Source organism: Pseudomonadales bacterium (genome assembly GCA_041395945.1).
Classification (GTDB): domain Bacteria; phylum Pseudomonadota; class Gammaproteobacteria; order Pseudomonadales; family Azotimanducaceae; genus SZUA-309.
This window is the reverse complement of record JAWKZN010000001.1, coordinates 3,228,576-3,243,684: the sequence shown is the minus strand read 5'-3', so window position 1 is coordinate 3,243,684 and position 15,109 is coordinate 3,228,576. Positions and strand designations below refer to the sequence as shown.

Here is a 15,109-nt window from a genome sequence, read left to right as displayed (position 1 = left end):
TGATGCGGGCACCCAGCAGTCTCGAGGTGGTTACCAGTCCCGGATGGATCCTGCACAAAAACCCGATTCGCGAAGACTGCTCACCCTGGGCACCCTCTGTGTAGCACTGATAGTGGCTGCCAATCTCCTTATCGTTCCATGGTTGCATGAACCTGCGGGTGAAGACCGTGCGGACAGCGGCGCTGAAGAGTTTCCACTCGAAATACGATTGCTCCAGGAGCTTGGCCCCGAGGCTATCGAACAGCTTGACGATCAGACAGCCGACGCGGATGTACCTGCTCAGGGGGCTGCTTCGGCTGAGATGCTCGACGACGGCGTGCCCAACAGTGGCTCAGGGCAGCTCGGAAGTGGTGATGACGTCGTGCAGTCTGCGCTCGCCTGTCGGGTCTGGGGGCCGATCGGGGTAGAGGGGGTGGTAGAAGCGCTGCGCCAGCAGATCGAGTCCGCTGGAGATGTCATTGACATACAGGCCTCAGAGTTGAGCAGCGATCCGGACTACCTGGTATATATCGACACCGACCAGAATATTGACAATGCCCGTCGCCTGCTTCAGGAACTGGAATCCCAATCAATAGACGCCTACGTGATTTCGGGTGGATCGCTGGTGAACTCGGTATCGGCAGGCGTTTTCAGTCGCCGCTCCCGGGCTGAAGCGCATCAGCAGCGATTGACCGGACTGGGGTACGAGTCGATTGTGGAACCTCTGGAAAGAGCTCACACCGTTTACCATCTCTATGCCCGGGTTCCCCAGGGATTCGAAACCGAAGGTCACCCGTCGAAGGATTGTGCCGCGATTGCGTCCCTGAGGTAGTTTCTATAGAATCCCGCTCCCATTTTGGCCGCCATAGCTCAGTCGGTAGAGCAGCTCACTTGTAATGAGAAGGTCCAGGGTTCGACTCCTTGTGGCGGCACCAATCGCCACCCGGAGGGCCGGGTAAAAGCCCGGAAACACTGGGCTACAGGGTAGCGGCCTGATTTTGGGATGGTAACGGGACGGTCGAAGCGAGACGGCGCAACGGGACCGGTTGCTGGCAGGAGAGTGCATACACTGTGTCGACACATGGGGTTGGCAGGGTGGCTTTTTGCGTCTTCCGCTGGATGAATGTTGGCCGTGATTGACACGAATTTGATGCAGGAGTGACCAGCGGGGGTATCAGCAAATCACCAGTACGTTGTGTGGACGCGAAGACGCGGAGGGGTTCCCGAGCGGTCAAAGGGATCAGACTGTAAATCTGACGGCTTAGCCTTCGAAGGTTCGAATCCTTCCCCCTCCACCATTTTGCCCCTGCGGATTGTTGGAGGCCGAAACTGGTGAAAGTGCGCGGGTATAGTTCAGCGGTAGAACCTCAGCCTTCCAAGCTGATGACGCGGGTTCGATTCCCGCTACCCGCTCCAGTCCGTGGCTGGCAGATGGGCTGACTGGCAGAAAACGTAAAGAAGCTTGGTTGACGGGATTGCGTCAGCAGATCGAGAAGGTACGACAGGGGCGCGGCTCACATAGCTCAGTCGGTAGAGCACTTCCTTGGTAAGGAAGAGGTCATCGGTTCGATTCCGATTGTGAGCACCATATTTCGGACTCGACCAGCTGGTCGGGGATTGGGACGGATGAGATTCGGAAAGAGATAAGAGAATTGAGGAAGAACGATGGGCAAAGAAAAATTTGAGCGTAAGAAGCCGCACGTAAACGTTGGGACGATTGGTCATGTAGACCATGGCAAGACGACGCTGACGGCGGCGCTGACGAAGGTGTGTTCAGAGACCTACGGTGGCACCTTTCTGGCGTTTGACCAGATTGACAATGCACCGGAAGAGCGCGAGCGGGGCATCACGATTGCGACCGCGCACGTGGAGTACGAGAGCGCGAAGCGTCATTACGCCCATGTGGATTGCCCGGGACACGCGGATTATGTGAAGAACATGATCACCGGGGCGGCACAGATGGATGGAGCGATTCTGGTGGTATCGGCGGCGGATGGCCCGATGCCGCAGACGCGGGAACACATTCTGCTGTCGCGGCAGGTGGGTGTGCCGAAGATCGTGGTCTTCATGAACAAGGCGGACATGGTGGACGATGACGAGCTGCTGGAGCTTGTTGAGATGGAAGTCCGCGAACTGCTGGACCAGTACGAGTTTCCGGGTGATGACACACCGATCATCATTGGCAGTGCGCTGAAGGCCCTGGAAGGGGATGCGAGCGACATTGGTGTACCGGCGGTACAGAAGCTGGTTGAGGCGCTGGATGAGTACATTCCGGAGCCTGAGCGGCCGGTGGATCGTCCGTTTCTGATGCCGATCGAGGACGTGTTCTCGATATCGGGTCGGGGTACGGTGGTGACGGGTCGAGTGGCCCGGGGCATCGTGAAGGTGGGTGATGAGATCGAGATTGTCGGGATCAACCCGACGTCGACGACGACGTGCACCGGGGTAGAGATGTTCCGCAAGCTGCTGGACGAAGGTCGGGCAGGGGAGAACATCGGCGTGCTGCTGCGTGGCACGAAGCGGGAAGAGGTTGAGCGGGGTCAGGTACTGGCGAAGCCGGGATCGATCACGCCGCATACGGTGTTCGAGTCGGAAGTCTACGTGCTGTCGAAGGATGAAGGCGGGCGTCATACGCCGTTCTTCAAGGGGTATCGTCCGCAGTTTTTCTTTGAGACGACGGATGTGACGGGCACCTGTGAGCTGCCGACGGACGTGGAGATGGTGATGCCGGGAGACAACGTGAATATGGTGGTGACGTTGATTTCGCCGATTGCGATGGAAGAAGGCCAGCGTTTTGCGATCCGTGAAGGTGGCAGAACGGTCGGCGCCGGCGTGGTAACCAGCATCAAAGAGTAAGTCTTCGCAGGCAGGGCGGATTAAGCATTAGGCCAGTAGCTCAACTAGGCAGAGCAGCGGTCTCCAAAACCGCAGGTTGGGGGTTCGATTCCCTCCTGGCCTGCCAGACGACGGGAATTTGATGAGCACGACGACAGAATCGCAGGGTTTCGACTGGCTCAAGTGGCTGGTGGTATTCGGCATCCTCGGTCTTGGGATTTTCGGCAACTGGTATTACCAGGATCAGTCATTGCTCTACCGCGTGCTGGCGATGCTGGTACTGGCCGTAGGTGCATTTGCGATGGCGGTGCAGACCGAGCGGGGCAGAAACGCCTGGACTCTGATCAAAGAGTCTCGCAGTGAAATCCGTCGTGTGGTCTGGCCGAGCTGGGATGAGACCACCCAGACGACGATGATCGTGCTGGTGCTGGTCCTCGTTTTCTCGCTGATTCTGTGGCTGCTGGATTCTGCGCTGAGCTGGCTGGTTTCGATAATTATCGGCTGAACGCCGGAGTAAATGGCCGGTGGGCTGGACAGGATCAAATAAGCGGATGCCTTATGTCTAAGAAGTGGTACGTGGTGCATGCCTATTCGGGCTTTGAGAAATCGGTTGCCCGGGCACTCAAAGAGCGGGTGAATCTCTCAGCTCTGGGTGACTTCTTTGGCGAAATTCTGGTACCGACAGAGGAAGTGGTCGAAATGCGTGCCGGTCAGAAGCGGCGCAGCGAGCGCAAGTTTTTCCCGGGATACGTGCTTGTGGAAATGGAGCTCAACGACGAGACCTGGCACCTGGTGAAAGAGACCCCCCGGGTCATGGGATTCATCGGTGGTAAAGCCGACAAACCGGCCCCGCTCACCGAGGCAGAAGCCCGTGCCATTCTGGATCGGGTGGCAGCAGGCAGTGAGAAGGCGACCCCGAAGACCGTCTTCGAGCCCGGCGAGATTGTTCGAGTGATCGATGGTCCGTTCAACGACTTCAATGGTGTCGTTGAAGAGGTGAATTACGAAAAGAGCCGGCTGCATGTGGCGGTCACGATTTTCGGGCGTTCCACGCCTGTGGAGTTGGATTTCGGGCAGGTCGAAAAGGGCTAACGGCCGGCATCAGGTTTCTTGGACCACCTGCCGGTATTCAGACCGTCGGGCGGGAAGTTGAAAAGAACGCGGACGAAGTGTCCGCAAGAACGCGGACGAAGTGTCCGCATTAACGCGGACCGGGCGTCCGCAACGGGGAGTGCAGTCGCGTCGGAGTCCGAAGGGCGATGCACGCTGGAACCCACAAGGAGTGATTGATGGCTAAGAAGGTAACCGCCTATATCAAGCTGCAGGTTGCAGCTCAGAAGGCAAATCCCAGTCCGCCAGTTGGCCCGGCTTTAGGCCAGCATGGCGTGAATATTATGGATTTCTGCAAAGCGTTTAACGCCCAGACCCAGCATCTCGAGGAAGGTCTGCCCACACCTGTGGTTATCACCGTGTACGCGGACCGCAGCTTTACCTTCATCATGAAAACCCCGCCGGCGGCGGTGCTGCTGCGCAAGGCAGCCAAGATCACCAAGGGCAGCGCTACACCGAACACCAGCAAGGTCGCCAAGGTGAACCGTGCGCAACTCGAAGAAATTGCCCAGATGAAGATGCCTGATCTCACTGCGGCCGATATGGATGCCGCGGTGCGGACCATAGCCGGCAGTGCACGCAGTGCGGGTATTGAAGTGGAGGGCGTGTAATGCCGAAGCTGACCAGAAAGCAGAAGCTGATCGCCGAGAAGGTTGATCTGCAGAAGAGCTATCCGATTGAAGACGCTGTTGCGCTGCTGAGCGAACTTGCGCGGTCAAAGTTCAAGGAATCCTTCGATATCTCGGTGAATCTGGGTGTTGATCCGAGGAAGTCCGATCAGGTGGTGCGCGGTGCGACGACGCTGCCCCACGGCACCGGTAAAACCGTTCGGGTTGCCGTATTCGCCCAGGGCGAAAACGCGGACAAGGCGACCGCTGCCGGTGCAGACCTGGTGGGCTTTGAAGATCTGGCGGAATCGATCAAGGGTGGCGTCATGGACTTTGATGTCCTGATTGCTACACCGGATGCGATGCGGCTGGTTGGCCAGCTGGGTCGGGTTCTCGGCCCCCGTGGCCTGATGCCGAACCCGAAGACCGGGACCGTTACGCCGGATGTCGAAACCGCTGTAAAGAATGCCAAAGCCGGCCAGATTCAGTTCCGAACCGACAAGGCCGGAATCGTCCACGGTCGGGTCGGACAGGTCGGTTTCGAAAGTATCAAGATCAAGGACAACGTACAGGCACTGCTTGACGATCTGCGTAAGGCCAAACCCGCATCGGCGAAAGGCATCTATCTGAAGAAGATAGTGCTATCGACGACCATGGGTCCAGGTCTTCTGGTGGATCAGTCGAGTCTGTCCGTCGGTTGAGGAAGCGTTAGAAAGTTTTGAAGGTCCGGAGCGTAAGTTCCGGAGCCGTCAAAAACCGTAGGTGGGCGACTCGCGGAGCGAGTCGCTTGGGAGTTCCGGCTCAGCCGGAACTCCTGGCGGCGACCGCAGGAAGCGGCCGCTCCAGGGGCGCCCTTAATTTCCTACGCAGACGGTGTTACCTGGGTAAGTGTGTGCGTGCTTCGTGCCACAGGCTTTTGGGTCGCCGTAGTTTGGAAGTTCGACCATTCGTGGTCGTTATGTGGATATCGGCGATATCCGCTTGAGGTTCTCAATAAGGAGTAACCATGGCATTAAGACTTGCAGAAAAACAAGCGATTGTTGCCGAGGTTAACGAGGCCGCGACAAAGGCTCTGTCTGCCGTTGTCAGCGATTATCGTGGACTGACTGTCGAACAGATGACCACGTTGCGGGCGAAAGCGCGTGACACGGGCGTCTATGTGAAAGTGGTCCGTAATACGCTGGCTCGGCGCGCCATTGAGGGTACTGATTTCGAGTGTCTCAAAGACACACTGGTCGGCCCCACGATGTTTGCCTTTTCGCAGGAAGATCCAGGATCGGCGGCGCGTCTGCTGAAAGGGTATGCCAAGGATTGGGAGGCTTTGCAGGTCAAAGCTCTGTCAATCGGTGGCCGGCTTCTCAGTGCAGATCAGATCGATCGTGTGGCAGCGCTGCCCACGAGAGATGAGGCTCTGTCACTGCTGATGGCCGTCATGCAGGCTCCGATCGCCAAGCTCGCCCGCACTCTCAATGAAGTGCCAGGCAAGCTGGTGCGCACGATGGCAGCGATCCGGGATCAGAAGCAGGCTTCGTAAGCTTCAGTACAGCTAACAGCCCAGAGTATTTAGGAGAATAGTTAAATGGCACTGTCCAAAGACGATATGTTGAATGCCATCGCGCAGATGAGCGTGATGGAAGTCGTGGATCTGATTTCCGCGATGGAAGAAAAGTTCGGGGTTTCTGCGGCCGCAGCTGTGGCAGCCGCTCCCGCAGCAGCAGCACCCGTTGCTGCAGCGGAAGAGAAGGACGAGTTTGATGTGATGCTGATCTCTTCCGGCGAAAAGAAAGTGAACGTCATCAAAGTGGTACGTGCGATCACTGGTCTTGGCCTGAAAGAAGCGAAGGCTCTGGTTGACGAAGCACCTTCCGCGGTCAAGGAAGGCGCAAACAAAGCCGAAGCCGAAGACTTCAAAAAGCAGCTGGAAGAAGCTGGCGCTACGGTTGAGCTCAAGTAGTCTGAAAAATATCAGACCAGCGCGTTCGACAGGCTGGGGGTGTATGCGCCTCCGGCCTTTCGGCGTTTCGCGAAATACAGGCTGCCAGCAGCATGCTTCGCGACAGACAGAATTCGATTAGGAAGAACACGCGTTAGACGCAGGGTGGATGGAGGCGGCTGCATCGCAAGGTCGCTCACCCAGGAACCTGACACCGGTCGGTTGAAAACCGCAGGAGATTGGAATGGCTTATAGCTTTACCGAGAAGAAACGAATCCGCAAAGACTTCGGAAAACTCTCCGAAGTAATGGATATCCCGTATCTTCTTTCGATTCAGGTCGATTCGTACAACAGATTTCTACAGCTCGATCGGTCTCCGAAGGATCGGGAAGAAGTCGGCCTGCACGCGGCATTCCGCTCTGTGTTTCCGATTGTCAGCTACTCCGGCAGCGCGGCCCTGGAATATGTCGAGTACCGCCTCGGCGAGCCCACCTTCGACGTCAAGGAATGTGTACTGCGCGGGATCACTTATGCAGCACCACTGCGCGTGAAAGTGCGTCTGATCATCTATGACAAGGAGTCTTCCAACAAGGCGCTTGTCAAGGATGTGAAAGAGCAGGAAGTGTACATGGGCGAAATTCCGCTCATGACCGAGAATGGTACTTTTGTTATCAACGGCACTGAGCGCGTAGTCGTTTCCCAGCTGCATCGTTCTCCCGGCGTGTTCTTCGACCATGACCGGGGCAAGACCCACTCATCCGGCAAGCTTCTTTATTCCGCCCGGGTGATTCCGTATCGCGGCTCATGGCTGGATTTTGAATTCGATCCGAAGGATTGCGTGTTCGTGCGGATCGACCGGCGTCGTAAGCTGCCGGCAACTATCGTGTTACGCGCGCTGGAGTTCACCTCCGAGCAGATGCTCGATATGTTCTTTGAAAAGAACGTCTTCCATGTCAAGAAAGACGGCTTTTCAGTCGACCTGCAGCCGGAACGCATGCGTGGCGATGTCGCATCCTTCGATATCGTCGGGCGTGATGGCGAACTGATTGTGGAAATGGGCCGTCGGATTACTGCCCGTCATGTCCGTCTGCTGGAAAACAGCGGCATCAAGCGGCTTGAAGTGCCGCGGGAATATCTGCTCGACCGCATCACGGCAAAGGATCTCGTGGACGAGTCCAGTGGCGAGATCCTGTTGCCCTGTAACTCCATCATCACCGATGAGGTGCTCGACACTCTGCTTGAAGCAGGCGTGAAGAACATCGAGACGATCTACACCAATGAGCTCGATCGGGGCTCATACATCTCCGACACGCTGCGGATCGACCCCTCCCGCAACAAGCTGGAAGCGCTGGTTGAGATCTATCGCATGATGCGTCCTGGCGAGCCGCCGACAAAGGAAGCAGCGGAGAATCTCTTCAACAATCTTTTCTTCTCGAGTGACCGCTATGATCTTTCTGCGGTTGGCCGCATGAAGTTCAATCGCCGCCTGGGTCGGGAAGAGATCATCGGTGAAGGCATCCTCGATGCTCAGGACATCGTGGATGTACTCAAAACGCTGATTCAGATCCGTAACGGTAACGGCGCCGTCGACGACATCGACCACCTGGGTAATCGTCGCGTACGTTCTGTCGGTGAAATGGCGGAAAACCAGTTTCGCGTGGGAGTGATCCGCGTCGAGCGGGCGGTCAAAGAGCGTCTGAGTCTGGCGGAGTCTGAAGGTCTGATGCCGCAGGACATGATTAACGCCAAGCCGGTGGCTGCTGCGATCAAGGAATTCTTTGGTTCCAGTCAGCTTTCGCAGTTCATGGACCAGAACAACCCGCTTTCCGAGGTCACTCACAAGCGCCGTGTCTCTGCGCTTGGACCGGGCGGTCTGACGCGGGAGCGTGCAGGTTTCGAAGTGCGTGACGTGCACCCGACCCACTATGGCCGGGTATGCCCCATCGAGACGCCGGAAGGTCCGAACATCGGTCTGATCAACAGCCTGGCCACCTATTCCCGAACCAACAACTACGGTTTCCTCGAGACGCCGTATCGTCGCGTCGAGAACGGCAAGGTCACGGATAATATCGAGTTCCTGTCCGCTATTGACGAAGCTCAGTACGTGATTGCGCAGGCAAGCGCGAAGCTCAATGCGAAAAAAGAGTTTGTTGAAGATCTGGTGGACGTGCGGCATCAGAACGAATTCACCAAGACTGCGGCGGAAAACGTTAACTACATGGACGTTTCACCCAAGCAGGTGGTGTCCGTTGCAGCTTCACTGATTCCGTTCCTGGAGCATGACGACGCCAACCGTGCGCTGATGGGTTCGAACATGCAGCGCCAGGCGGTGCCGACTCTGCGCTCCCAGACGCCCCTGGTGGGAACCGGCATGGAGCGTTATGTGGCCCGGGATTCCGGGGTGTGTGTGATCGCCAGCCGAGGCGGTGTGGTAGACAGCGTGGATGCAGGCCGCATCGTGGTGCGTGTGGATGATGCTGAGACAGCATCAGGCGAAGCCGGTGTGGATATCTACAACCTCACCAAATTCACCCGTTCCAACCAGAACACCTGCATCAACCAGCGTCCGCTGGTTACGCCGGGTGACAAAATAGCCAGAGGCGACATTCTCGCAGACGGCCCTTCCTGCGATATGGGAGAGCTGGCGCTTGGTCAGAATATGCGCATCGCCTTCATGGCCTGGAACGGCTACAACTATGAAGACTCGATTCTGGTATCCGAGCGTGTGGTACAGGAAGACCGCTTCACCAGTGTGCACATTCAGGAACTCACCTGTATCGCCCGGGACACCAAGCTGGGACCGGAAGAAATTACCTGCGACATCCCCAATGTCGGCGAAGGGGCGCTGTCGAAACTGGACGAGTCCGGAATCGTCTATATCGGCGCGGAAGTGGAAGCTGGAGACATTCTTGTCGGGAAAGTGACTCCGAAGGGTGAAACACAGCTCACCCCCGAGGAGAAGCTGCTGCGTGCGATATTTGGTGAGAAAGCGTCCGATGTGAAGGACACCTCGCTGCGCGTTCCCACCAGTGTCAAGGGCACTGTGATCGACGTGCAGGTCTTTACCCGGGATGGTGTTGAAAAGGACCAGCGGGCGAAGGATATCGAGCGCTCTCAGCTGACCCAGATACGCAAGGATCTGGACGACGAATATCGTATTGTCGAGACAGCGACCTTCGAACGTCTGCAGCGTTCGCTGATGGGCCAGAAAGCGGCCAGTGCACCTGGCAGGACCAAGGGGCTCACGATCGACGAAGGCTACCTGGCGGAAATCGCCCGGGATGACTGGTTCAAGATCCGCATGTCCGACGATGACCTCAATGGTCTGCTCGAGCGTGCCGAAGCCCAGCTCAAGAAGCGCAAGGAGCAACTCGACGCGGTCTACGCGGACAAGCGTCAGAAGCTCGAAACCGGAGACGATCTCGCACCCGGTGTGCTGAAAATCGTGAAGGTCTATCTGGCCATCAAGCGCCGCATCCAGCCTGGCGACAAAATGGCAGGTCGACACGGCAACAAGGGCGTGATCTCGGTGATCATGCCGGTCGAAGACATGCCTTTCGATGAGAATGGTGAGCCGGTGGATATCGTGCTGAATCCGCTGGGTGTGCCGTCGCGGATGAACGTGGGCCAGATTCTGGAAGCTCATCTCGGTTGGGCAGCCAAGGGTATCGGTGAGCGGATCGGCAGGATGATCGAGGCGCAACAGAAAGCCGCGGACATTCGTGGTTTCCTGGAGAGCGTCTACAACACCGTCGGTGACCGCCCTGAGAACCTGAAGGCACTGAATGACTCGGAACTCCTCGAACTGGCCGGTAATCTGCGCAACGGTGTGCCGATGGCGACCCCGGTGTTCGACGGTGCCGCGGAGTCCGAGATCAAGAAGATGCTGGAACTGGCCCAGTTGCCGGCCAGCGGTCAGACGACGCTTTACGACGGCCGCACAGGAGATAAGTTCGACCGGCAGGTGACCATTGGTTACATGTACATGCTCAAACTCAACCACCTGGTTGACGACAAGATGCATGCCCGCTCCACGGGCTCCTACAGCCTGGTAACCCAGCAGCCGCTGGGTGGCAAGGCTCAGTTCGGTGGTCAGCGATTTGGAGAGATGGAAGTCTGGGCACTGGAGGCTTATGGCGCCGCCTACACCCTCCAGGAGATGCTCACCGTCAAATCAGACGACGTCGCCGGCAGGACCAAGATGTACAAGAACATCGTGGACGGCGACTTCAAGATGGAACCGGGTATGCCCGAATCCTTCAACGTGCTGATCAAGGAAATCCGCTCCCTGGGCATAGACATTGAGCTCGAAAACGAATGAGTGCCTGCCACTCACTGGAATCAAGTAGGAATCGCGAACTACCGTCACTCCAATCCAGATCGGAGGAGAGAACTTGAAAGACCTGTTAAATCTGCTGAAGTCTCAAAGTAGCGTCGATGAGTTCGATGCATTGCGAATCGGACTGGCGTCGCCTGAGATGATCCGTTCGTGGTCGTTCGGCGAAGTGAAGAAGCCGGAGACGATCAATTACCGGACCTTCAAACCCGAGCGCGATGGCCTTTTCTGCGCACGGATTTTCGGACCGATCAAGGACTATGAGTGCCTGTGCGGAAAGTACAAGCGTCTCAAACACCGCGGTGTAATCTGCGAGAAGTGCGGCGTTGAAGTTACTCTGACCAAAGTACGGCGCGAGCGGATGGGCCACATCGAGCTGGCCAGCCCGGTCGCTCACATCTGGTTCCTGAAGTCGCTGCCTTCCCGTATCGGACTGCTGCTGGACATGACCCTGCGCGACATCGAGCGGGTCCTGTATTTCGAATCCTTCGTGGTTGTGGACCCGGGACTCACCGATCTGGAAACCGGTCAGCTGCTGACCGACGAAGAATATTTCCAGAAGCTCGAGGAATTCGGCGACGAGTTTGATGCCCGGATGGGTGCAGAGGCCGTTGAGGCGCTGCTCAAGGCGCTGGATCTGGATGCGGAAACTTCCCGTCTGCGCGAAGAAATTCCGGCGACCAACTCTGAAACCAAAATCAAAAAGCTGTCGAAGCGCCTTAAGCTCATGGAAGCTTTTGTTGAATCCGGCAACCGTCCCCAGTGGATGATCCTGACAGTGCTGCCGGTGCTGCCACCTGACCTGCGGCCCCTGGTTCCTCTCGACGGTGGACGTTTCGCGACCTCCGACCTGAACGATCTGTATCGACGGGTCATCAACCGCAACAACCGCCTCAAGCGACTGCTCGACCTCTCTGCGCCGGACATTATCGTCCGCAACGAAAAGCGCATGCTCCAGGAGGCAGTCGATGCGCTGCTGGATAACGGCCGGCGCGGCCGGGCCATCACCGGCTCCAACAAGCGTCCGCTGAAGTCGCTGGCAGACATGATCAAAGGCAAGCAGGGTCGTTTCCGCCAGAATCTGCTCGGCAAGCGGGTGGACTACTCGGGGCGTTCGGTCATCGTGGTCGGCCCGACACTGCGCCTGCATCAGTGCGGATTGCCGAAGAAAATGGCACTCGAACTGTTCAAACCGTTCATCTTCGGAAAGCTCGAAGCCCGGGGAATGGCCACTACCATCAAGGCAGCGAAAAAGATGGTGGAGCGGGAAACCCCGGAAGTCTGGGACATTCTGGCTGAGGTCATCCGCGAACACCCGGTGCTGCTGAACCGCGCACCAACCCTGCACCGGCTGGGCATTCAGGCATTCGAGCCCGTGCTCATCGAAGGTAAGGCCATTCAGCTGCACCCTCTGGTCTGCACAGCGTACAACGCCGACTTCGACGGCGACCAGATGGCCGTGCACGTACCGCTCACTCTCGAGGCGCAGCTGGAAAGCCGTGCGCTGATGATGAGTACCAACAACATCCTGTCCCCGGCGAGCGGTGAGCCGATCATCGTGCCGTCCCAGGACGTGGTGCTGGGTCTGTACTACATGACCCGGGAGATGGTGAACGTCAAAGGCGAAGGCATGGTTTTCGCGGACACCAACGAGCTCCATCGGGCGTATCACTCGAAGCAGGTCGATCTGCATGCCCGGGTGAAGGTGCGCATTGTCGAGCAGGTTCAGGACGAAGACGGTTCCATTCGTGAAGTTCGCAGCCTCAAGGACACGACGGTCGGCAGAGCACTGTTTTACGACGTGGTGCCGAAGCTGCTGCCCTTCGAGATGGTCAACAAGCCTCTCGACAAGAAGTCCATCTCCGGACTGATCAATGCCTGCTATCGGAACGTCGGTCTCAAGGACACTGTGATTTTCGCCGACCAGCTGATGTACACCGGTTTTGCGTTCTCGACCTCCTCCGGCGCCTCCATCGGGGTGGACGATTTCGTGATCCCGCATCAGAAGGCCCGGATTATCGATGATGCCCAGTCTGAAGTTGCTGAGATTGAATCCCAGTACGCCTCCGGCCTGGTGACCCAGGGCGAGAAGTACAACAAAGTGGTGGATATCTGGTCCCGGGCCAACGATCTGGTTGCCCGGGCCATGATGGAAGGTATCTCCAAGGAAACGGTGAAGAATCGGGAGGGCAAAGACGAGCAGCAGGCCTCCTTCAACTCCGTATTCATCTACGCCGACTCCGGCGCCCGGGGTTCCCCGGCCCAGATCCGACAGCTCGCGGGTATGCGCGGCCTGATGACCCGTCCCGATGGCAGTATCATCGAGAATGCGATCACGGCGAATTTCCGTGAAGGCCTGAACGTAAACGAGTATTTCATCTCGACACACGGCGCGCGCAAAGGACTTGCGGACACCGCGCTGAAAACAGCGAACTCCGGTTACCTCACCCGCCGTCTGGTGGATGTGGCCCAGGATGTGGTGATCACAGACCTGGATTGCGGTACCGAAGAAGGGCTGCTGGTCTCGGCCATCATCGAAGGCGGTGATGTGGTTGAGCCACTGGGTGACCGTGTGCTCGGCCGGGTGGTCGCTCAGCCTGTTTACGATGCGGATGAGAAGACCATTCTTATCGCCGCAGGAACCATGCTGGATGAGTTCTGGGTCGATCAGCTCGACGAGATGGGGGTGGACGAGATCGTCGTGCGGTCCGCCATTACCTGTGAAACCCGCTTCGGGGTCTGTGCCGCCTGTTATGGTCGTGATCTGGCCCGTGGCCATCAGGTCAACGTGGGTGAGGCGATTGGTGTCATCGCGGCCCAGTCCATCGGTGAGCCGGGCACCCAGCTGACGATGCGTACTTTCCACATTGGTGGTGCTGCGTCCAGGGCGACCGCCATCGACAGCATCCAGGTGAAGCATGGCGGCTATATCCGCCTGCATAACCTGAAGACGGTCACGAAGGAGAGCGGTGAACTGGTTGCGGTATCCCGCTCCGGTGAGATTGCGGTTGCCGACGAGCATGGCCGCGAGCGCGAACGCTACAAGCTGCCCTACGGCGCGGTCATTACCGTGGACGAAGGGGACGCAGTAGATGCTGGCCAGGTCGTTGCCCAGTGGGACCCCCATACACATCCGATCGTCAGTGAAGTTGCCGGTAAAGTGGTCTTCGAGGCGATGGAAGAAGGTCTCTCCATCAACCGGCAGACGGATGAGCTGACCGGTCTGACCAACATCACGGTACTCGACCCGAAAGATCGCCCCAGCGCGGGTAAGGATATGCGCCCGGCGGTCAGTCTGGTCGATGCCAAGGGCAAGCAGGTCCTGCTGCCGAATACCGATGTACCCGCGCACTACTTCCTGCCGTTCGATTCGATTCTGAACATCGAAGACAACGACAAGATCGGGGTCGGCGACGTCATTGCGCGGATTCCCCAGGAAGGCTCGAAGACACGGGACATCACCGGTGGTCTGCCGCGGGTGGCCGACCTCTTTGAAGCGCGCAAGCCGAAGGAGCCGGCAGTACTGGCCGAAGAAACCGGTACCGTCAGTTTCGGCAAGGAAACCAAAGGCAAGCGCCGTCTGGTGATCACACCGATCGATGGCGATCCGGTGGAAACCCTGATTCCGAAGTGGCGCAACATCGGCGTGTTCGAAGGCGAGCATGTGGAGCGCGGAGAAGTGGTCTGCGACGGCCCGCCGAACCCCCACGATATCCTGCGTCTGAAAGGTGTCGAGGAACTGGCCAAGTACATCATCAATGAGATCCAGGAGGTCTATCGTCTGCAGGGCGTGAAGATCAACGACAAGCACATCGAGGTGATCGTGCGGCAGATGCTGCGCAAGGTTGAGATCCTCGATTCCGGCGAGTCGAACCTGATCCGCGGCGAACAGCTGGAGTACACCCGGCTGCTGGAAGTGCAGGAACTTCTGGATGCGGAGCGCAAACAGGAAGTCGGCTATCAGCGGGTCCTTCTGGGGATCACCAAGGCCTCGCTGGCCACCGAATCCTTCATCTCGGCGGCCTCCTTCCAGGAGACTACCCGGGTGCTGACCGAAGCCGCCGTGACCGGTAAGAAGGACCACCTGCGGGGTCTCAAGGAGAACGTGGTCGTGGGTCGTCTGATTCCCGCTGGTACGGGCCTCACCTATCACAGCGACCGTAAGCGACGCCGTGAAGAGGAGCTGGCCGCGAAGCTCACCCGCGAACAGGGTGTAACCGCGGACGACATCGAGCAGGCCCTGACCGAGGCGCTCAGCGGCGAGGGAAATTAAAAAAAGAGACCGAGGCGCTCAGCGGCGAGGGAAAT

General features: G+C 57.9%; 10 protein-coding genes and 5 tRNA genes. All 15 read left to right on the top strand.

The window, feature by feature from the left end:
* The first annotated feature begins 43 nt into the window (after positions 1-43).
* The 15 genes from R3E82_14920 to rpoC all read left to right on the top strand — a co-directional run bounded on the left by R3E82_14920 (position 44) and on the right by rpoC (position 15,074).
* Positions 44-811 carry an SPOR domain-containing protein gene (locus R3E82_14920; GenBank protein MEZ5552181.1) on the top strand — a complete coding sequence of 256 codons (768 nt, stop codon included), beginning with the start codon at positions 44-46 and terminating at the stop codon, positions 809-811.
* A 27-nt stretch (positions 812-838) separates the two neighbouring features.
* A tRNA-Thr gene (locus R3E82_14915) sits at positions 839-914 on the top strand.
* Positions 915-1,192: 278 nt separating this feature from the next.
* A tRNA-Tyr gene (locus tag R3E82_14910) sits at positions 1,193-1,277 on the top strand.
* A gap of 44 nt (positions 1,278-1,321) precedes the next feature.
* Positions 1,322-1,395 (top strand) — tRNA-Gly (locus tag R3E82_14905).
* Positions 1,396-1,491: 96 nt separating this feature from the next.
* Positions 1,492-1,567 (top strand) — tRNA-Thr (locus tag R3E82_14900).
* A gap of 77 nt (positions 1,568-1,644) precedes the next feature.
* Positions 1,645-2,835, top strand: a complete 1,191-nt coding sequence (gene tuf / locus R3E82_14895; protein ID MEZ5552180.1) for an elongation factor Tu — start codon at positions 1,645-1,647, stop codon at positions 2,833-2,835.
* Between the two features lie 29 nt (positions 2,836-2,864).
* Positions 2,865-2,941 (top strand) — tRNA-Trp (locus R3E82_14890).
* A gap of 15 nt (positions 2,942-2,956) precedes the next feature.
* Complete coding sequence (gene secE, locus R3E82_14885; protein MEZ5552179.1) at positions 2,957-3,319, top strand: preprotein translocase subunit SecE; 363 nt, start codon at positions 2,957-2,959, stop codon at positions 3,317-3,319.
* 53 nt (positions 3,320-3,372) lie between these two features.
* Positions 3,373-3,906 (top strand): transcription termination/antitermination protein NusG, encoded by a 534-nt coding sequence (gene nusG / locus R3E82_14880; GenBank protein ID MEZ5552178.1) that lies wholly within the window; start codon positions 3,373-3,375, stop codon positions 3,904-3,906.
* 197 nt (positions 3,907-4,103) lie between these two features.
* Complete coding sequence (rplK, locus tag R3E82_14875) at positions 4,104-4,535, top strand: 50S ribosomal protein L11 (GenBank protein MEZ5552177.1); 432 nt, start codon at positions 4,104-4,106, stop codon at positions 4,533-4,535.
* Complete coding sequence (gene rplA / locus R3E82_14870) at positions 4,535-5,233, top strand: 50S ribosomal protein L1 (protein MEZ5552176.1); 699 nt, start codon at positions 4,535-4,537, stop codon at positions 5,231-5,233. Before rplK ends, rplA begins: the two co-directional genes overlap by 1 nt.
* A gap of 305 nt (positions 5,234-5,538) precedes the next feature.
* Positions 5,539-6,066, top strand: coding sequence for a 50S ribosomal protein L10 (gene rplJ / locus R3E82_14865; GenBank protein ID MEZ5552175.1), 528 nt, complete (start codon positions 5,539-5,541; stop codon positions 6,064-6,066).
* 45 nt (positions 6,067-6,111) lie between these two features.
* Positions 6,112-6,486 (top strand): 50S ribosomal protein L7/L12, encoded by a 375-nt coding sequence (gene rplL / locus R3E82_14860; protein ID MEZ5552174.1) that lies wholly within the window; start codon positions 6,112-6,114, stop codon positions 6,484-6,486.
* A gap of 223 nt (positions 6,487-6,709) precedes the next feature.
* The gene (gene rpoB, locus R3E82_14855; protein MEZ5552173.1) at positions 6,710-10,786 is read left to right on the top strand and encodes a DNA-directed RNA polymerase subunit beta; all 4,077 of its coding nucleotides are present in this window, start codon (positions 6,710-6,712) and stop codon (positions 10,784-10,786) included.
* Positions 10,787-10,859: 73 nt separating this feature from the next.
* Positions 10,860-15,074 (top strand): DNA-directed RNA polymerase subunit beta', encoded by a 4,215-nt coding sequence (gene rpoC, locus R3E82_14850; GenBank protein MEZ5552172.1) that lies wholly within the window; start codon positions 10,860-10,862, stop codon positions 15,072-15,074.
* The last annotated feature ends 35 nt before the right edge of the window (positions 15,075-15,109 follow it).